Here is an 18,734-nt window from a genome sequence, read left to right as displayed (position 1 = left end):
GTGGCCCTCGCGGCAGCACGCAGCCACGTCGGCAGGGTCCGGAGCGACAACCAGGACTCCGGCTACGCGGGCGCGCACCTGTTCGTCGTCGCCGACGGCATGGGCGGCCACGCGGGCGGCGACGTCGCGTCGGCGCTGACGATCCGCAGGCTCCGCGACGCCGACCACGAGCACGCGAGCCCCGAGGAGGCGCTCGACGACCTCAAGGGCATGATCCAGTCGGCCGGCGAGAAGCTGCAGTCGACCATGCGCGAGCACCCCGAGCTCGTCGGCATGGGCACGACGGTGTCGGGCATCGTGCGCGTCGGCGACCGCATGGCGATCGCGCACATCGGCGACTCGCGCATCTACCGCTACCGCGTCGGTGCGCTCACGCAGATCACGACCGACCACACGTTCGTGCAGAAGCTCGTCGAGGCGGGCCGCATCACGCGCGAGGAGGCCGAGACGCATCCGCGGCGCAACGTCGTCATGCGCGTGCTCGGCAACATCGAGACGCACCCCGAGGTCGACGGCCTCATCGAGGACGCCCTGCCCGGCGACCGCTGGCTCGTGTGCTCCGACGGCCTCTCGGGCGTCGTGGGCGAGTCGCGCCTCGCGCAGCTGCTGGGGCAGCGGCGGGATGCGGGTGCCACGGCCGACCGCCTCGTGCAGGAGGCGCTGAGCCACGGCGCCCCCGACAACGTGACCGTCGTGATCGTCGACGTCGACGAGTCGCCCGACTCGAGCGTCGAGCCGCAGACGGTCGGCAGCGCCGCGAGCGAGATCGACTACGACGCCGCCGAGCCCGAGGCCACGCCGATGAGCCTCACGCAGCTGCTGCTGCATCCCGTGCAGGCGAGGCAGCAGCCGGCGTACGAGCACTTCGAGCCCGAGAGCGAGGAGTACCTCGCCGAGCTGCTCGCCGAGCACCGCAGGTGGAAGCTGCGCCGCCGCATCACGTGGACGGTGGGCGTCGCCCTCGCGGTCATCGCCGTCGTCGCGGGCGCGCTCGGCTTCTACGCGTGGACGCAGACGCACTACTTCGTCGGCGCGAACGACGCGGGCTACGTCACGATCTACCAGGGCGTGCAGAGCGACGTCGGGCCCATCGTGCTGTCGTCGGAGGTGCAGGTCACCGACATCGAGCTGTCGGAGCTGACGGAGTTCGAGCAGCAGCGCATCGAGCAGACGATCAACGCCGACAGCCTCGACGCCGCGAACCAGATCGTGGATCGACTGGAGGTGTCGTCGCCATGACGAACGCGCTCCAGACCGGCATGATCCAGATCCGCGACGCCACCGAGGCGATCCGCGTGCGCATCCGCAACCCGCAGAAGATGCGGGCGCTCGAGCTGTTCCTGCTCGTCATCGCGTGGGCGATCGCGGGCGCCGCGATGGTGCTCGTGCAGATCGGCGCGCTCGAGGCCGTCGACCTCACGCTGCTGTACCTGTTCGGCGGGCTCGCGGCGATGACGCTCGTGCTGCACGTCGTGCTGCGGTTCGTGGCGCGCGACGCCGACCCGTTCCTGCTGCCCATCGCGACGGCGCTCAACGGCATCGGCATCGCGATGATCTACCGCATCGACATCGCGCGCGGCGACCTCGGCTGGGAGGCCGCGGGCATCCGCCAGATCGTGTGGGCGGCCATCGCGATGACGGCGGCGATCGTCGTGCTGCTCGTCATCCGCAACCACCGCGTGCTGCTGCGCTACCGCTTCACGGCCATGGCGATCGCGTTCGTGCTGCTGCTGCTGCCGATGCTCCCCGGCATCGGCGCCACCATCAATGGCGCGCAGGTGTGGATCTCGGTGGGCGGCTTCTCGTTCCAGCCCGGCGAGATCGCGAAGATCGCGCTGGCGGTGTTCTTCGCCGGCTACCTCGTGACGGCGCGCGACTCGCTCTCGATCGCGGGCCGCAAGGTGCTGGGCCTGCAGCTGCCGCGCCTGCGCGACCTCGGCCCCATCGCCGTCGTCTGGGCGATGTGCATGATGGTGCTCGTCGTGCAGGGCGACCTCGGCACGGGCCTGCTCTACTTCGGCCTCTTCACCGTCATGCTCTACGTCGCGACGGGGCGACGCTCGTGGATCGTCATCGGCCTCCTGCTCGTCGTGCTCGCCGGCGGCCTGCTGTGGCTGCTCACGCGCGGCGAGGCCGAGTGGATGCAGCGCGTCGGCATCGGCGTGATCGTGCTGTCGGTGCTCGGCATCCTCGGCGCGTTCGCCGCCATGGCGGTGCAGCGCTGGCGCGCCGATGGCGGGCTGGGCTGGCTCGTGTCGAGCATCCTCGCCGCAGGCGTCGGCATCGTCGTGGCGTTCGTGCTGCTGCGCCTCGACCCCGCGTCGCTCGAGGGCCTCGGCATCGGCCGCGTCGAGTCGCGCGTCGAGGGCTGGCTGCGCGCGTTCGACCAGGACGTCTTCGCGCGCCCCTCCGGCAGCTCGTACCAGCTCGTGACCGGCATCTTCGGCATGGCGGCCGGCGGGCTCATCGGCACGGGCCTCGGCCTCGGCCGCCCCGACCTCGTGCCGCACGCCGAGTCGGACTTCATCATGGCGTCGATCGGCGAGGAGCTCGGCATGGTCGGCATGTTCGCCGTCCTCGCCCTGTTCCTGGTGCTCGTCTCGCGCGGCATCCGCATCGGCTACCTCGGCTCCGACGACTTCACGAAGCTGCTGGCCGTGGGCCTCGCGTTCGTGATCGCGCTGCAGGTCTTCATCGTCGTCGGCGGCGTGACCCGCGTCATCCCGCTCACGGGACTCACGACGCCGTTCATGGCGGCGGGCGGCTCGTCGCTCGTCGCGAACTGGATCATCGTGGCGCTGCTGCTGCGACTGTCCGACACCGTACGACTGCAACGAAGGGTGGTGACCTCGTGAACCGCGAGCTCTCGAGAGTGAGCCTGCTGCTCGTGTGCATGTTCGTGGCGCTGTTCGGCTCCTCGTCGATCATCCAGTGGGCGCAGGCGGATGCGCTGCGCGACGACCCGCGCAACTCGCGCACGATCCTCGCGTCCTTCGCCGCCGAGCGCGGCGCGATCCTCGTCGATGGCGTGCCGGTCGCGCAGAGCGTCGAGTCGGGCGACCAGTACGAGTGGCAGCGGCAGTATCCGCAGGGGGCGCTCTACGCTCCTGTCACGGGCTACTACTCGCTCGACCAGGGCAACAGCGGCATCGAGGGCGCGATGAACGACGAGCTGACGGGACAGGCGTCGAGCCAGTTCTTCCAGCAGGTCGAGCAGCTCATCACGGGCCAGGACCCGTCGGGCTCGTCGGTGGAGCTCACGATCGACCCCGTGGCGCAGCAGGCCGCGACGGATGCGCTCGCGGGCGTGAGCGGCGCGACGGGCGCCGCGGTCGCGATCGACCCGGCGACGGGCGACATCCTCGCGCTCACCACGACCCCCACGTACGACCCGAACGTCTTCGCGAGCCACGACACGCAATCGGTCATCGCTGCGTACCAGCAGATGATCGCCGACCCGACGCAGCCGTTGCAGAACCGCGCGATCGGCGGCGATCTCTACTTCCCCGGCTCCGTCTTCAAGCTCGTCGTGACGGCGGCGGCGATCGAGTCCGGCGACTACACGCCCGACTCGACGTTCGGCAACCCTGCCGAGCTGAACCTCACGGGCACCTCGACGCCCATCTACAACTCGACCCGCCAGGAGTGCCGCGGCGGCGAGGGCGACCAGGTGTCGCTCACGAACGCGCTCATCTACTCGTGCAACATCCCGTTCGCCGAGCTCGGCGAGCAGCTGGGCGAGGATGCGATCGCCGAGCAGGCGGCCGCCTTCGGATACGGCCAGGCGCTGCAGATCCCGCAGTCGGTCACGGCGTCGACGTACCCGGAGGACATGGAGCCGTCCGAGCTGCAGCTGTCGTCGTTCGGCCAGTACGACGTGCGCGTGACGCCGCTGCAGGTGGCGATGACGACCGCGGCGATCGCGAACGACGGGGAGCTCATGCAGCCGCAGCTCGTCGACGAGGTCATCGACACCGAGTCGCTCGACGTCATCGCCGAGCCCGCCCCCCAGTCGATGGGGCAAGCGGTCAGCGAGTCCACGGCCCAGACCATGCAGGATCTGATGGTGCAGGGCGTCGAGCAGGGACTCGCCTCGAACGCGGCGATCCCGGGCGTGACGGTCGGTGGCAAGACCGGCACGGCCGAGAACGACGAGTCGGGCGATCGACCCTTCAACCTCTGGTTCACGGGCTTCGCGGAGGGGGCGGACGGCCAGCAGGTCGCCGTCGCCGTCGTCGTCGTCCCTGAGCAGAACATCGCGGCAGACACCTCGAACGAGGTGGCCGCACCCATCGGCAGAGCGATCATCGAGGCGGTGCTGAACTCATGAGACCAACGAGCGGACTCACCTTCGGTGGGCGATACCAGCTCACGTCGAGGATCGCCATCGGCGGCATGGGCGAGGTCTGGCAGGCCAGCGACCTCGTCATCGGCCGCACGGTGGCGTTGAAGATCCTCAAGGACGAGTACATGGGGGACCCCGGGTTCCTCGAGCGATTCCGCGCGGAGGCACGGCACGCGGCGCTCGTGAACCACGAGGGCATCGCGAACGTGTTCGACTACGGCGAGGAGGAGGGCAGCGCCTTCCTCGTGATGGAGCTCGTCCCCGGCGAGCCGCTGAGCGCCATCCTCGACCGCGATCGCACGCTGCCCGCCGACAAGGTGCTCGACATCGTCGCGCAGACGTCGGCGGCGCTGCACGCCGCCCACCAGGCCGGCCTCGTGCACCGCGACATCAAGCCGGGCAACCTGCTCATCACGCCCGAGGGGCGCGTGAAGATCACCGACTTCGGCATCGCTCGCATCGCCGACCAGGTGCCGCTCACGGCCACGGGTCAGGTGATGGGCACGGTGCAGTACCTGTCGCCCGAGCAGGCGAGCGGCCAGCCCGCTGCGCCCGCGACCGACATCTACTCGCTCGGCATCGTCGCGTACGAGGCCCTCGCGGGTCGTCGTCCGTTCACGGGCGAGTCGCAGGTGGCGATCGCGATGGCGCACATCAACGACGCGCCGCCCGAGCTGCCCGGCACCGTGCCGGAGCCCGTGCGCAACCTCGTGCTGTCGTGCATCGCGAAGAAGCCGGCCGACCGTCCGACGTCGGCCGCGCACCTGTCGCGTGCGGCCACGATGCTGCGCCGCGGCGACATCGCGGGCGCCGCGGCGATCGTGCCGGGCATCGCATCCACCGACTCGTTCGCGACGATCGATGCGCCCACGCAGGCGACGACGCGCGTCATCGGCACGCAGTCCGCGCCGGCGACGGCGGCGTTCCCCGTGGCCGTCGACGACGACACGCGCCAGGATGCGGAGCGGAAGCGCCGCCCGTGGCTCATCCCCGTCATCGTGATCGGTGCGATCCTGCTCGTCGCGGGTCTCGTGGCGCTCGTGTGGGCGATGCTCGGCATGGGGGGCGACGAGCCCGAGGAGTCGACGCCTCCGTCGGCCACGCCGTCGGAGACGGCCGAGCCCATCGCGATCTCGGAGGCCGACTACGTCGGCATGACCGAGGAGGAGTTCCGTGACGCGATCGAGGGCCAGGGCCTGGTCGCCGACGTGCAGGTGGGCGAGGCGGCCCCGACCGAGGACGACGCCGGCACGGTCTACCAGGTGAACCCGACGGGCGAGGTCGTGGAGGGCACGACGATCACCGGCACGATCTACGCACCGCTGCCGACGCTCGGTGCGCCGGCGACGCCGACGCTGCAGGGCGCGGAGGGCGACCTCGAGCCCGGCGGATCCGCGACGGTGACCTGGACGGTCGCATCGTGCCCCGCCGGCTACTCTGCGAGCTACACCGCGACGATCACGGGACCGAACGGCGCGCCGCTGCAGCTCGCGACGCAGAACGCGCAGGCGACGGTCGACCCGCTCGCCGAGGGCCAGACGTCGGTGTCGTACGTCGTCGTCTGCTCGTCCGACGGTCGCGAGACGCTCACGAGCCCGGCGTCGCAGCCGGTCACGTTCACCGTGACGGCGCCCGAGGAGACCACGCCGCCGTCGACCGAGCCGCCGACCGACCCCACTCCGTCGATCCCGGTGCCGACGCCCTGACGCACGTCACCGTCGACACAGGTTCGCACCCCCTTCCGACCGCTAGACTCGTGCGGTCCGGAAGGGGGTGCGCATGACCGACGTCATCGCCTCCCTCGACGTCCTCGGAGACCGCTACGAGATCGGCGAGCTCATCGGCCGCGGCGGCATGGCCGAGGTGCACCGGGGCCGCGACCGGCGCCTCGACCGCCTCGTCGCCATCAAGCTGCTGAAGCCCGAGCTCGGCGACGACGAGGACTTCCGCGTGCGCTTCCGACAGGAGGCGCAGTCGGCCGCGCGCATGTCGCATCCGACGGTCGTGCGCGTCTTCGACGCCGGCGAGCAGGTCACGAAGGACGCCCACGGGCGCTCGCACTCCGTGCCGTACATCGTCATGGAGTACGTCGACGGCCGCATGGTGAAGGACATCATCGCCGAGGCGCCGCTGACGGAGTCCGAGGCGGTGCGCATCACGAAGGGCATCCTGACGGCCCTCGACTACTCGCACCGCGCGGGCGTCGTGCACCGCGACATGAAGCCCGGCAACGTCATGGTGACGCCCGGCGGCCAGATCAAGGTCATGGACTTCGGCATCGCCCGAGCCGTGAGCGAGACGTCGACGTCGGTGGCCCAGACGGGCATGATCCTCGGCACCGCGCAGTACTTCTCGCCCGAGCAGGCGCGCGGCGAGGTCGTCGATGCACGCACCGACCTGTACTCCACGGGCGTCATGCTCTTCGAGATGCTCACGGGCCGTCCGCCGTTCCGCGGCGACACCGCCGTGGCCGTCGCGTACCAGCACGTGTCCGAGCAGCCCGTCGCGCCGTCGACGCTGCGCGAGGGCATCTCGCCGGCGATGGACTCCGTCGTGCTCAAGGCGCTCACGAAGCGCAAGGAGGAGCGGTTCCAGTCGGCCGAGGAGTTCCGCGACGCGCTCGAGGCCGCGCTCACGGGCGAGGTCGTCGACGTCGACGACGACGAGGCCGCCATCTTCACGACGGGCGTGCAGGGCGGCGCCGCCACGACGATGTTCCAGGTGCTCGACGTCGACGACTACCGGCCCGCGCCGCAGTCGCGCCCGCCGGTCGCATGGCTGTGGGGCGGCATCGCCCTCATCGGCGTGCTCGTGATCGCCATCGTCTTCTGGGCTGCGAGCCAGGGCCCGAACCTGCCGATCGCCGGCCTGTCGGCGACCGTGCCGTCGGTCGCGGGCATGACGCAGGAGGAGGCCTCGGCCGCGATCGAGGAGGCGGGGCTCACGGCGAGCGTGCGCACGGTCGTCGACGAGGAGTCGAACGCCGGCGACGCGCTGCGCACCGATCCGCCCGAGGGCACGACCGTCTCCCCGAACTCGCCCGTGACGCTGTTCATCTCGAGCGGTCCTCCGCCGTTCGCGCTCGTGAACGTGCAGGGCAACACGGTCATCCAGGCCACGCAGACGCTCGAGGGCGACGGCCTCGTCGTCGCCGAGTCGATCGTGACGCGCGACAATGCGACGCTGCCCGAAGGGACGGTGCTCGGCACCGAGCCCGCTGCCGGCACGAACGTGTCGCAGGGCGACTCGATCCAGCTCATCGTGTCGAGCGGTCAGGTCGAGATCCCCGACGTCGTGGGCCAGCCGATCGCGCAGGCGATCGCGGCGATGCAGGCGCCCGAGGTCGGCTACCAGGTGCGGCAGATGTTCGTGACGAGCTGCATGGGCGGCACCGTCGTGCAGCAGAGCCTGACGCCCGGCTCGCAGCCGCAGGGCGGCACGATCACGCTCACGTACTGCAACGGCCAGCCGCCGCCCTCGACGCCGCCGAGCGAGAGCACGCCGCCCGAGGGTGGCGACGGCGGCGACGGCAACGGCTGATCCCCGCCGCACCGCGCGCCCGCATGCCGCAGCGCACGCGACCGCATCCATCCTCCGCCACCGATCGGCGACTTCGACCGTGCCGACGTCGCCGATCACGACGCGTGATCGGGCGGTCAGTCGCCGAACGTGACGAGCGGCGCCTTCGACGCAGCACGCTCGGCAGCGCCGGCGAGGCCCGCGCGCTCGAGCCAGTTCCCCAGCATGCGGTAGCCGCCCTCGGTGAGCACCGACTCCGGGTGGAACTGCACGCCCCACACCGGCTGCTCGCGGTGCTCGAGCGCCATGATGACGCCGCGGCCGTCGGCCTGCTCGGTGCGGGCCGTGACGACGAGGTCGTCGGGCACCGTGCCGTCGACGACGGCGAGCGAGTGGTAGCGCGTCGCCGTGAACGGCGAGGGCACGCCCACGAACACGGAGGCGTCGTCGTGCACGACCTGCGACGTCTTGCCGTGCATGAGCTGCTCCGCGTGCGTCACGACGCCGCCGAGCGCCTCGGCGATCGCCTGGTGGCCGAGGCAGACGCCCAGCAGCGGCACGCCGTGCTCGATGGCCGCGTGCACGAAGTCGATGGATGCGCCCGCATCGGCGGGGGTGCCGGGGCCGGGCGACAGCAGCACGGCATCCCAGTCGACGATCGTCGCCGGGTCGACGACGTCGTTGCGCACGACGTGCACGTCGGCGCCGAGCTCCGAGAGGTAGCCGGCGAGCGTGTAGACGAAGCTGTCGAAGTTGTCGACGACGAGGATGCGGGTCATTCGACGGTCGCATCCGGCGTCGGGAAGAACGTCTGCATGACCCACGGGTACACGTGCCAGATGAGCGCGTAGGCGATGCCGGCGACGAGCGCCAGCATCACGAGGGCCTTCACGGGCCACGGGCCCGGGATGATCCGCCACAGCGCGCCGTACATCAGGCACCTTCCTGGATGGCTGCGAGCTCGGCGGGCATGGTCTCGGACCAGCCGACGAACACGGAGTAGGTGATGAGTCGCGACGCGGCCGACCACTCGGGGTGGCACGTCGTCATCGTCATGATGCGGTCGGTGGGGGCGACGCCCGGCTGGTTCGGCACGGGGGCGACGACGTCGACGGCCGTCGGCAGCACGTACTCGCTGTCGCGGTACTCGTAGACGTACCAGACGTCCTGCATCTGCACGTAGATGCGGTCGCCGACCACGAGCTCGTCGAGGCGCGTGAACGGGCCGCCCTGGCCGTTGCGGTGACCCGCGATCGCGAAGTTGCCGACGTCGCCGGGCATCGCCGACGTGTCGTAGTGCGCGAGGCCGAGGTCGAGCGAGTCGAGCACGAACCTGCTGGTGCCCTGGCCGACGGTGCGCACGAAGTCCGGCCCGAAGCGCGGGATGTAGACGACGGCGAACGACTCGCGGTCGCCGGGCGCCGCAGCGACGGGCGGGGCGTCGGTGCGCAGCTCGGCCGCGGGCTCGGCGCCAGGGGTGGTCGTGAGCGACTGCGCGTACGTCTGCGCCGCCTGCTGCTGCTGGCCGCCCATGATGTCGTCGCTCAGCCACACCTGCCAGCCGACGAAGCCCAGCACGAGCACGCCGACGGTGACGAGCAGCTCTCCGAGCACGCCGCCGACGGTCGTGCGACGACGAGGGCGAGGAGTCGACGGCACCCGAGCAGTCTACGGGGGAGGCTGAGGTAGACTCGCGGTCTATGGCCAGGAACAGCATCGCCAAGTCGCGCGAGTCCCGCGACCACGAGGAGTCGCGCAATCCGTCGTGGTACGTGCCGGTGATGCTCGGCTTCATCGTCGTCGGCCTGCTGTGGGTCGTCGTCTTCTACATCTCGGGCTCGACGCTGCCCATCGGGTCGATCGGCGCGTGGAACATCGCCATCGGCTTCGGCATCATGTTCGTCGGCTTCATCATGACCACGAAGTGGCGCTAGCCGTCCAGGCTCCCCGCTTCGGATCGAAGGCCCGCACCGTCTCGGTGCGGGCCTTCGTCGTCCGCGTCCCTCACGCGGTCGCGCACGCATAGCGAACGTTCGAACGAGTCGAATCACACGCCTGTCAGTTGTGCACAGGTGTGGAGAACTCTGTGGAGAACTCTCGTTCGCGTCGATCCCGTCGAGGGTGTTCGTCGCGCGAGGCGTCTCGGATGGGTCCTCTCCCGCATCGAGGATGCCCACCCATCAGCTGGTCGAGGAGGCCCCGAGCGCAGCGAGGAGCCGTCACGAGACCACGTGACGTGCGCGCTCGACGCGACCATGCGCTTGGTCGGGCGGGAGCGCCGGTCGCGTGGTCTCGTGACGCGTGCTCGCTGCGCTCGCGCGCTCCTCGACCAGCTGCTGGGCCGCGTCGCGCCTCAGCGAGGGATCAGACCAGGAACCCCACCGCGACGCACAGCACCACGACGGCGCCGCCGACGACGCCGATGGGCATCCAGATCGCTCGCTTCGTCTCGGCGCCGCGCAGGTTCGCGCCCATCCAGAACCCGAGGGCGAGGCCGGCGAGCAGGCCGCCGACGTGGGCCTGCCACGAGACGCCCGACAGCACGAAGCCGATGAGCAGGTTGATGCCGACGATGATGAGGATCTGCGGGTCGAAGCGGCCGCCGAGCATGCGCTGCAGGCCGATGTAGATGCCGAAGAGTCCGAAGATCGCGCCGCTCGCGCCGATGACGAGGGTGCCGGGCGACAGGAGCGATACCGCGACGCTGCCGCCGGCCGCCATCACGAGGTACGACGCGAGGTAGGGCAGCGCGCCGATGCGCCGCTCGATGTTCGGGCCCATCATGAAGAGCACGAGCATGTTGAAGACGAAGTGCAGGATGCCGCCGTGCACGAGCACCGCGGTCACGAAGCGCCACGGCTCCGAGAGCGCGAGCGGCGCGTAGAAGCCGAGCGCGTACGTGACGGCCTGGCCGAAGAGCACCTGCGCGAGGCCCGTGACGGTCGTGAGGGCCATGATCGCCGTCGTGACGGGCGACGGCATGGCGAGCCAGCGGCGCACGCCGCGCTTGACCGGTCCGCCGTACGAGAGGCGGCGCTGCTCGCGGTGCGACGCCATCGACGTCACCTTCGCCTCGCGCACGCACTCGGGGCACTGCACGCCCACGGGCGCCTGGATCTGGCACTGCCCGCAGATGGTGCGGCCGCAGCGCTGGCACAGCGTCCAGCTCTCGCGGCTCGGGTGCCGGTAGCACGCCTCGACGCCGGGAGCGCTCATGCGAGGCTCCCGGCGTCGAGGCGAGGCTGGTGGATCACCGTCAGACGGGCGTGACCGTGACGCCCGTGATGACGACGTCCTCGAGCGGCTTGTCGCGGCCGTCGGTCGCGACCGCCTGGATGGCGTCGACGACGGCGCGGCTGTCGGCATCCTCGACGAGGCCGAAGATCGAGTGCTTGCCGCGCAGCCACGGCGTGGGCACCGTCGTGATGAAGAACTGCGAGCCGTTCGTGCCGCGACCCATCTGGATGCCGGCGTTCGCCATCGCGAGCACGTAGGGGGCGTCGAACGTGAGCTCGGGGTGGATCTCGTCGTCGAACTGGTAGCCGGGGCCGCCGATGCCCTGACCGAGCGGGTCGCCGCCCTGGATCATGAAGTCGGGGATGATGCGGTGGAAGATCGTGCCGTCGTAGAGCGGCGACGTCGAGGTCGCGCCCGTGCCGGGGTGCTTCCACTCCTTGGAGCCCGTCGCGAGCCCCTCGAAGTTCGCGACCGTCTTCGGTGCGTGGTTGCCGAGCAGGTTGACCTTGATGTCGCCGAGCGAGGTGGTGATCGTCGCGACTGCGGTGTGGAGCGCCATGTCCCCGATCCTCCCATGCGACGGCTCGCGACTAGCACCCGTTCGACGTCAGCGAAACCCATGGGATCCCCCCATGCGCCCGTCAGGAGTCCATGCCAGGATGCTGAGCAGACACGACCCGGGAGGCAATCATGTCGCTGACGCTCACTCGCAAGCGCGAGAAGGAGATCAAGAAGCTGCGCAAGCAGGCAGAGAAGCTGTGGTCGGTGCAGCGCGACGTCGGCGAGCGCGCCGGCCTCCTCGCGCACCAGGCCGCCGACCAGGCGAAGGCCTACGGCAACGAGACGCTCGTGCCCGAGGCTCGCCGCTACGCCCAGCGTGGCGTCTCGAAGGGCCGCGACGCGGTCTCGGGCGTGACGCACGGCTGGAACGACAAGGTGCTGCCGGCCGTCGCGACGGGCCTCGGCTCGTTCGCCGCGTACGCGCAGATCGCCAAGGACCAGCGCGTCAAGGACGCGATCTCGAACGTGCAGCGCCTGCGCCTGCCCGAGGTCGCCCCGGCGAAGAAGAGCGGCCCCTCCGCCCTGCAGTGGGTGCTCATCGGCGTCGGCACCGTGGCGATCGCGGGTGCCGCGTACGCCGCATGGCAGACGCTGCGCGCCGACGACGACCTGTGGATCCCCGACTCCGACGAGGTCGACCCCAGCTGACGCGCCCTCAGCGCGACGAAGGCCCCCACCGCGAGGTGGGGGCCTTCGTGTCTCTGGATCCGGCGCGGGCCGGAGCCGGTCAGCGGGTGACCGACTCCGACTCCTGCTCCTCCGACGACTCGGCGGCGCGTGCCGCCTCCTCGCGCTCGAGGCGCTGCTGCGCATCCAGTGCCCGCCGCTCCTCGATCTCGAGCGACGTGTCGTCGGCCGGGTCGAGGTCGGGCTCGGGGGTGTCGACGAGCTCGCCGACGCCCTCGCCGGGCTCGGTCTGCTCGACCGCCAGCTGGAAGTCGTCGCCGTGCGAGGTGACGCCCGCGACGACCGCGTGCTCGACGGCAGCGATCGCGTACTGGCGCCGCACGACGACCGGGTCCTGGCTGAGGTCGCGCGTGAGCGCGACGCACAGGCCGATCATGATCACGATGAACGGCAGCGCCGCGATGATCGTGATCTGCTGCAGCCCGCTGAGCGCATCCTCGCCGCCGAGCGACAGCATGACCGCCGCGACGGCGCCGGTGGCGACGCCCCAGAAGATCACGGTCCACTTCGACGGGGTCAGCGACCCGCGGTGCGAGAGCGTGCCCATGACGATCGATGCGGCGTCGGCACCCGACACGAAGAAGATCGCGACGAGCACCATGACGAGGATCGACGTGATCTGCCCGAACGGCAGCTCGCCGAGCGCTGAGAACAGCGTCGCCTCCTGGCCGCCGGCGCCGAGCACGTCGATGCCGTCGAGCGTCTGCTGGATGCCGAGGCCGCCGAAGATCGCGAACCACACCATCGACACGAGCGACGGCGCGACGAGCACGCCGACGACGAACTGACGGATGGTCCGACCGCGCGAGATGCGCGCGATGAACATGCCGACGAAGGGGGTCCAGCTGACCCACCACGCCCAGTAGAAGATCGTCCAGCCGCCGAGCCAGTCGGCGAACGCGGCGCCGCCAGCGGCCTCCGTGCGACCCGCCATCATGGCGAGCTGCTCGGCGTAGCCCGCGATGGTCGTGGGCAGCAGGTTGAGGATGAACACCGTCGGGCCGACGACGAACACGAACAGCGCGAGCACGCCGGCGAGCACCATGTTGATGTTCGACAGCCACTTGATGCCGCGGGCGACGCCCGAGACGGCCGAGAGCACGAACAGGAGCGTGAGCACGGCGATGATGCCGACCAACGCGGCGTTTCCGAGCGGGCCGACGCCGGCGACGAGCTCGAGGCCCGTCGAGATCTGCAGGGCGCCGAGGCCGAGCGACGTGGCCGAGCCGAACAGGGTCGCGAAGATCGCGAAGATGTCGATCGCCTTGCCGATGGGGCCCTCGACGCGCTTCTTGCCCAGCAGCGACGTGAACGCCGACGAGATGAGCAGCGAGCGGCGCTTGCGGAAGACGCCGTAGGCGAGCGCGAGGCCGACGACGGCGTAGATGGCCCACGGGTGCAGGGTCCAGTGGAACATCGTCGTGGCCATGGCGGTGCGCACGGCCTCTGCCTGGTCGCCGCCCTCGGTACCCGGCGGGGGCGTGACGAGGTGGCTGACGGGCTCGGTGACGCCGTAGAAGACGAGGCCGATGCCCATGCCGGCCGAGAACATCATGGCGATCCACGACATCGTCGAGAACTCGGGCTTCGTGTCGTCGTCGCCGAGCGTGATGTTGCCGTAGCGGCCCGCGGCGATGCAGATGACGAACACCACGAAGGCCGTGCCCGCGAGGGCGAAGAGCCAGCCGGTGCCGTGGATGACCCAGTCGAAGCCGGCCTGCGCTGCCGACGTGAGGGATCCGGTCGCGAGGGTGCCCCACAGCACGAAGCCGATGGCGACTGCTGCGGCGATCCAGAAGACCACGAGGTCGAGCGGCGACCTCCGCGCGTTGGGGTTCTTGCCGGGGACCGGCTCGAGGGCCGGGTGCTGCGTGATGGGCTCGGGCACTGCGGCCTCGGCCTTCGCGACGGCCGAGCCGTCGGATGCGGCGCCGTGCGCCGCGGTCGTCGACGCGCCGGGCGCGTCGGAGTGCGTGTCTGCTGTCATGTTCGGTTGCGTATCCAAGTCGGTTGCGTGTCGTGCTCCGGATGCTGGCCGCGCGCGGCCAACCTTCCCACGGTAGCAACCATCGCCGTGCGGGGGCGAAGTCGAGGGGTCCCTCGACTCCTCAGCGGGGACGTGCCCGGGCGCGCACGACCGACTCGACCGTGTCGCGCACGGGGGCGCCGAGCAGCAGGCCGAGGGATGCGCCGGCGGCGAGCGCGAGGCCGACGGCGGCCGCGCCGGCGAGCTGCACGACGCCGGCGACGAGGCCGGCGGTCGACTCGGCGTCGACGAGCGCGAGCAGGCCCGAGAAGACGGCGTAGCCGGGCACGAGCGGCACGATCGCTGCGGTCGTGACGGCGATCGACGGCACGTGCAGGCGGTGGGCGACGAGGATGCCGGCGAACGACGTCACGAGCGCGCCGATCGCGCTCGACACGGGTCCGCCGAGCCCGCTCGAGAAGCCGATCGACCATCCGAACCAGGCGAGCGCGCCGAGCGCGGCGCTGAGCGCGATCGTGCGCGCCGTCGATCCGAAGAGCGCGGCGACGGCGACGGCGATGACGACGGAGCCGCCGAGCTGCTCGGGCACGGAGCCGAGCGGGAACGCGGTGGCGACGGGGATCGCGATGCCCGCGAGCTGCGCGAGGTGCAGGCCGCCGAGCACGCCGGCGGCGGCGCCGACCGTCATGAGCACGATCTCCATCACGCGTCCCTGGGCTGTGAGCGTGAACCCGTCGATCGCATCCTGCGCCGCGGCCACGACCGACATGCCCGAGAGCATGAGCACGATCGCGGCGGCGACGATGAGCGACGGGCGCATGTCGACGAACGGGTCGACGCCCATGTCGCCGAGCGCCGCCGTGCCCGCCGCGGCCGCCGTGATGACGAGGGCGCCCACGACCTGCGCGAAGAAGTACGGGATGCGCATGCGCCACATCGTGCGCTGCGTGACGGCGGCGAGCACGGCGGCGACGAACGCGATGGCCGACAGCAGCGGGCTCGCGCCCATGAAGATGCACACGCCGACCGTCACGAATCCCTGCGCCGCGACCACGACCGCGGGTCGGTAGGTGAAGGCGGTGCGGCGGATGCGGTCGAACGCCGCGGTCGCGTCGGCGAGCGACATGCCCGCCTCGATGTCGACGAGCAGCGCCTGCAGACGCTGCAGCTTCGCGTGGTCGGGCGCGGGCGCGCGCACGACGCGCAGCAGCGTGGTGGGCTCGCGGTCGACGGTGCGCTGCCACGAGATCGTGATCGAGTTGTACGTCACGTCGACGTGCAGCGGGCGCACGCCGTACGCGGCGGCGATGCGGGTGCACGCGAGCGTCACGTCGTTCGCCGATGCGCCCGTCGTGAGCATCGCCTCCGCGACCCGCACGGCGAGGTCGAGCACGCGCAGCGCCATCTCGCGGTCGACGACCATGAGCATCTCGGTGTGCGGCAGCTCGGGGTCGGCGCGCACGACCCCGAGGATGCGGTCGACGATGCCGCGGCGACGCTCGATCATGCGGTCGTCGGCGCCCATCCGTCGCGCATGCCGAGGGCGACGTCGACGAGGCTCACGCGGCGCAGGTCGGGCACGTCGGCGAGGCGGTGCCAGCCGGCGTCGTCCGACGAGCCGTCGACCTCGATCGTGAGCTCGCCGCCCGTGATCTCGGCCGAGTAGACGACGCGCAGGCCATGCAGCGGCTCGCCCTCGCCGCGCAGGCGCTCCTTCGCGGGGATGACGATGGAGTCGACGCCGAGCAGGCCCGTGAGTCGCGCGTGGTAGCCGGTCTCCTCGAAGACCTCGCGCACGGCCGCGTGCTCGGGATGCTCGCCGGGGTCGATGCCGCCGCCGGGCAGGGTCCATCCGTGGCGGCTGCCGTCGCGCCAGTGCGACAGCAGCAGCTCCTCGTCGGCCCCTGCGCCTCTCGTGATGACGCAGTACGCCGCGGCTCGGATGCGCATCCGCACAGCCTAGCCGCGGGCTCGAGGCGCTGATTGACTGGTTGCATGGACGCCGTCGGCATGTTCCCGCTCGGCAGCCCGCTGTTCCCGCACACGCCACTCGCACTGCGGATCTTCGAGCCGCGCTACCTCACGATGATGGGCCGCCTGCTCGACGCCGAGGAGGCCGTGTTCGGCGTCGTGCTCATCGAGCGCGGGCACGAGGCGGGCGGTGGCGACCAGCGCTCCTCGTTCGGCACGCTCGCCCGCATCGTGCGGATCGAGGTGGGCGGCGACGACCTGCACGTGCTCGCGCTGGGCGGCGAGCGCGTGACGGTCGAGCGCTGGCTCGACGACGATCCGCATCCGATCGCCGACGTGACGCCGATCCCCGCGCTCGAGTGGGACGACGCGCTCGAGCCGATGCGCAGGGAGGCGGAGCGCGTGGTGCGGCGCGTCGCGACGCTCGCGTCGACGCTCGGGGAGTCGCGGTGGGATCCGAACGGCGAGGTCTCCGACGACCCCCTCGAGTCGTGCTGGCAGCTCGCCGCCATGGCTCCGCTGGGCGCCTACGACCAGTTCCGCCTGCTGCAGGCGACGACGACCGGTGGCCTGCTGCGCTCGGTCATCGACCTGTGCCTCGACGAGGAGCCCGTGCTCATCGCGCGCGCGACGGATGCGCGCGACGACGACTGATCACGCTCCGCATCCCGTCGCCGCGGCGCACGAATCCGTGACGGATCCTCGGAACTACCTATGGATGCGCTGACCGGCGTACGCTCATCCCCCGGCACGACGCGGTGCACCGTCCGTGATCCACATGGTGGACCGCCCGACCTGGGTCGGGTCCGCTCCCGTGTGCACAGGGTTGGAGGAACCATGACCCAGCGAGATGAGCGGCCCACGCCGCAGGATGCCGAGACCTACCTCGAGCGCGTCGGCGACGAGATGTCGGCGGCGCAGGAGTACGACGCGGAGCAGGCGGGGTATCACAAGACCCTCAAGCCGCGGCAGATCCAGATGATCGCCATCGGCGGCGCGATCGGCACGGGCCTCTTCATGGGCGCGGGCGGGCGGCTCGCCTCGTCGGGTCCGAGCCTCATGCTCGTCTACCTCGTGTGCGGCGTCTTCGCCTTCCTCATCCTCCGCGCCCTCGGCGAGCTCGTGCTGCACCGGCCGTCGTCGGGCTCGTTCGTGTCGTACGCGCGCGAGTTCTACGGCGAGCGCATGGCGTACGGCGCCGGGTGGATGTACTTCCTCAACTGGGCGTTCACGTCGATCGTCGACGTCACGGCCGCCGCGCTCTACATCAAGACCTTCGGCACCCTGTTCGGCGTGCAGTGGCTCGAGGATGCGCCGCAGTGGATCCCCGCGCTCATCGCCCTCGTCGTCGTGCTCGCCCTCAACCTCGTCTCGGTGAAGGTGTTCGGCGAGATGGAGTTCTGGTTCGCGCTCATCAAGGTCGCGGCGCTCGTGCTGTTCCTCATCATCGGCATCGGCTTCATCGTCTTCGGCGGCCGCACCGACGTGGGCGTCACGGGCTTCTCGGTCATCGGCGACAACGGCGGCATGTTCCCCAGCGGCGTCGTCGCCCCCGTGCTCGCCATCGCGGGCGTCGTGTTCGCGTACGCCGCGATCGAGCTCGTCGGCACCGCGGCCGGCGAGACGAAGGAGCCGCACAAGGTCATGCCGCGCGCGGTGAACACGGTGATCTTCCGCATCGCGATCTTCTACGTCGGCTCGGTGCTGCTGCTGTCGCTGCTGCTGCCGTTCACGTCGTACGAGGCGGGCGTGAGCCCCTTCGTGACGTTCTTCTCGCACATCGGCGACCCGCAGCTCGGGCAGACGAGCGCCGCGATCATGAACTTCGTCGTGCTCACCGCCGCGCTGTCGAGCCTCAACGCCGGCCTGTACTCCACCGGCCGCATCCTGCGCTCGATGGCGGTCAACGGATCCGCGCCCGCGTTCACGGGGCGCATGTCGTCGCACGGCGTGCCCTACGGCGGCATCATGCTCACCGCCGTCATCACGCTGCTCGGCGTCGGCCTCAACGCGCTGTTCCCGTCGGAGGCGTTCGAGATCGTGCTCGAGGTGTCGGCGCTCGGCATCATCGGCGGCTGGGCCACGATCATGCTCTGCCACATCCAGTTCGTGCGTTGGGCGAAGGCTGGCAAGGTGCAGCGGCCGCACTTCCGCCTGTGGGGTGCGCCGTACACGGGCTACCTGACGCTCGCGTTCCTGCTGTTCGTGCTCGTGACGATGGGCTTCTCGGACACGGGCCGCTGGGTGCTGCTGTCGCTCGTCGTGCTCATCCCGTTGCTCATCGTGGGATGGTTCGCCGCGAAGCCGCGCATCCTCGCCGCCGCCCAGGCCCGCGAGGGCGTCACGGGGCACGCGCCGGTGCTGGCGCCGCGCCCGAAGGTGCCGGGCGAGGACGCGCCGGCCGAGTAGGTCTCTCCGTCTTCAGGG

At 70.9% G+C, this 18,734-nt stretch carries 17 protein-coding genes; 9 read left to right on the top strand and 8 right to left on the bottom strand.

Annotated elements, in window-relative coordinates:
• The 5 genes from BLQ67_RS08085 (at window position 1) to pknB (ending at window position 7,885) form a co-directional block, all read left to right on the top strand.
• Window positions 1–1,239, top strand: coding sequence for a PP2C family protein-serine/threonine phosphatase (locus tag BLQ67_RS08085; protein WP_092504055.1), 1,239 nt, complete (start codon window positions 1–3; stop codon window positions 1,237–1,239).
• On the top strand, window positions 1,236–2,855 hold the full coding sequence (locus BLQ67_RS08080) for an FtsW/RodA/SpoVE family cell cycle protein (protein ID WP_231944994.1): 1,620 nt from the start codon (window positions 1,236–1,238) through the stop codon (window positions 2,853–2,855). Before BLQ67_RS08085 ends, BLQ67_RS08080 begins: the two co-directional genes overlap by 4 nt.
• Window positions 2,852–4,330, top strand: a complete 1,479-nt coding sequence (locus BLQ67_RS08075; protein ID WP_092504053.1) for a peptidoglycan D,D-transpeptidase FtsI family protein — start codon at window positions 2,852–2,854, stop codon at window positions 4,328–4,330. The genes BLQ67_RS08080 and BLQ67_RS08075 overlap by 4 nt, the downstream gene beginning before the upstream one ends.
• Window positions 4,327–6,051 (top strand): protein kinase domain-containing protein, encoded by a 1,725-nt coding sequence (locus BLQ67_RS08070; RefSeq protein ID WP_092504051.1) that lies wholly within the window; start codon window positions 4,327–4,329, stop codon window positions 6,049–6,051. Before BLQ67_RS08075 ends, BLQ67_RS08070 begins: the two co-directional genes overlap by 4 nt.
• A gap of 73 nt (window positions 6,052–6,124) precedes the next feature.
• A complete protein-coding gene (gene pknB / locus BLQ67_RS08065; protein WP_157674730.1) occupies window positions 6,125–7,885 on the top strand; it encodes a Stk1 family PASTA domain-containing Ser/Thr kinase in 1,761 nt (586 codons plus the stop codon).
• Window positions 7,886–8,001: 116 nt separating this feature from the next.
• Here the strand turns inward: pknB and BLQ67_RS08060 are convergent, their stop codons facing one another.
• Genes BLQ67_RS08060 through BLQ67_RS08055 form a run of 3 tightly spaced genes read right to left on the bottom strand, consistent with a single transcriptional unit; the run spans window position 8,002 to window position 9,523 of the window.
• Window positions 8,002–8,643 (bottom strand): anthranilate synthase component II, encoded by a 642-nt coding sequence (locus BLQ67_RS08060; protein ID WP_092504049.1) that lies wholly within the window; start codon window positions 8,641–8,643, stop codon window positions 8,002–8,004.
• Window positions 8,640–8,798: a hypothetical protein gene (locus tag BLQ67_RS16590; protein WP_172802275.1), complete on the bottom strand. Its 159-nt coding sequence runs from the start codon at window positions 8,796–8,798 to the stop codon at window positions 8,640–8,642. The genes BLQ67_RS08060 and BLQ67_RS16590 overlap by 4 nt, the downstream gene beginning before the upstream one ends.
• A complete protein-coding gene (locus tag BLQ67_RS08055) occupies window positions 8,798–9,523 on the bottom strand; it encodes a class E sortase (protein ID WP_157674729.1) in 726 nt (241 codons plus the stop codon). The genes BLQ67_RS16590 and BLQ67_RS08055 overlap by 1 nt, the downstream gene beginning before the upstream one ends.
• Window positions 9,524–9,564: 41 nt before the next feature.
• Between BLQ67_RS08055 and BLQ67_RS08050 the strand changes: the two genes are divergently transcribed.
• Window positions 9,565–9,798, top strand: a complete 234-nt coding sequence (locus BLQ67_RS08050; protein WP_092504045.1) for a cell division protein CrgA — start codon at window positions 9,565–9,567, stop codon at window positions 9,796–9,798.
• Window positions 9,799–10,228: 430 nt separating this feature from the next.
• Here BLQ67_RS08050 and BLQ67_RS08045 read toward each other — a convergent pair whose 3' ends face one another.
• Window positions 10,229–11,080 (bottom strand): rhomboid family intramembrane serine protease, encoded by an 852-nt coding sequence (locus tag BLQ67_RS08045; protein WP_092504043.1) that lies wholly within the window; start codon window positions 11,078–11,080, stop codon window positions 10,229–10,231.
• Between the two features lie 40 nt (window positions 11,081–11,120).
• Window positions 11,121–11,660 carry a peptidylprolyl isomerase gene (locus tag BLQ67_RS08040; RefSeq protein ID WP_092504041.1) on the bottom strand — a complete coding sequence of 180 codons (540 nt, stop codon included), beginning with the start codon at window positions 11,658–11,660 and terminating at the stop codon, window positions 11,121–11,123.
• Window positions 11,661–11,791: 131 nt separating this feature from the next.
• On the opposite strand from BLQ67_RS08040, the gene BLQ67_RS08035 reads away from it, so the two are divergent.
• Window positions 11,792–12,310, top strand: a complete 519-nt coding sequence (locus tag BLQ67_RS08035) for a hypothetical protein (protein WP_092504039.1) — start codon at window positions 11,792–11,794, stop codon at window positions 12,308–12,310.
• 79 nt (window positions 12,311–12,389) lie between these two features.
• Here the strand turns inward: BLQ67_RS08035 and BLQ67_RS08030 are convergent, their stop codons facing one another.
• The 3 genes from BLQ67_RS08030 to BLQ67_RS08020 form a co-directional block, all read right to left on the bottom strand.
• On the bottom strand, window positions 12,390–14,336 hold the full coding sequence (locus BLQ67_RS08030; protein WP_092504037.1) for a BCCT family transporter: 1,947 nt from the start codon (window positions 14,334–14,336) through the stop codon (window positions 12,390–12,392).
• A 121-nt stretch (window positions 14,337–14,457) separates the two neighbouring features.
• Window positions 14,458–15,861, bottom strand: coding sequence for a threonine/serine exporter family protein (locus BLQ67_RS08025; RefSeq protein ID WP_231945207.1), 1,404 nt, complete (start codon window positions 15,859–15,861; stop codon window positions 14,458–14,460).
• Window positions 15,840–16,286, bottom strand: a complete 447-nt coding sequence (locus BLQ67_RS08020; RefSeq protein ID WP_092504035.1) for an NUDIX hydrolase — start codon at window positions 16,284–16,286, stop codon at window positions 15,840–15,842. Before BLQ67_RS08020 ends, BLQ67_RS08025 begins: the two co-directional genes overlap by 22 nt.
• Window positions 16,287–16,331: 45 nt before the next feature.
• On the opposite strand from BLQ67_RS08020, the gene BLQ67_RS08015 reads away from it, so the two are divergent.
• Together BLQ67_RS08015 and BLQ67_RS08010 are read left to right on the top strand one after the other, a co-directional pair.
• Window positions 16,332–16,961, top strand: coding sequence for an LON peptidase substrate-binding domain-containing protein (locus BLQ67_RS08015; protein WP_092504033.1), 630 nt, complete (start codon window positions 16,332–16,334; stop codon window positions 16,959–16,961).
• Window positions 16,962–17,213: 252 nt separating this feature from the next.
• On the top strand, window positions 17,214–18,716 hold the full coding sequence (locus tag BLQ67_RS08010; protein ID WP_231945229.1) for an amino acid permease: 1,503 nt from the start codon (window positions 17,214–17,216) through the stop codon (window positions 18,714–18,716).
• The last annotated feature ends 18 nt before the right edge of the window (window positions 18,717–18,734 follow it).

Origin of the sequence: Agrococcus jejuensis (assembly GCF_900099705.1) — a bacterium.
Lineage (GTDB): Bacteria > Actinomycetota > Actinomycetes > Actinomycetales > Microbacteriaceae > Agrococcus > Agrococcus jejuensis.
The sequence above is the reverse complement of the archived record's forward strand: the minus strand, read 5'-3'. Positions and strand labels throughout refer to the sequence as shown.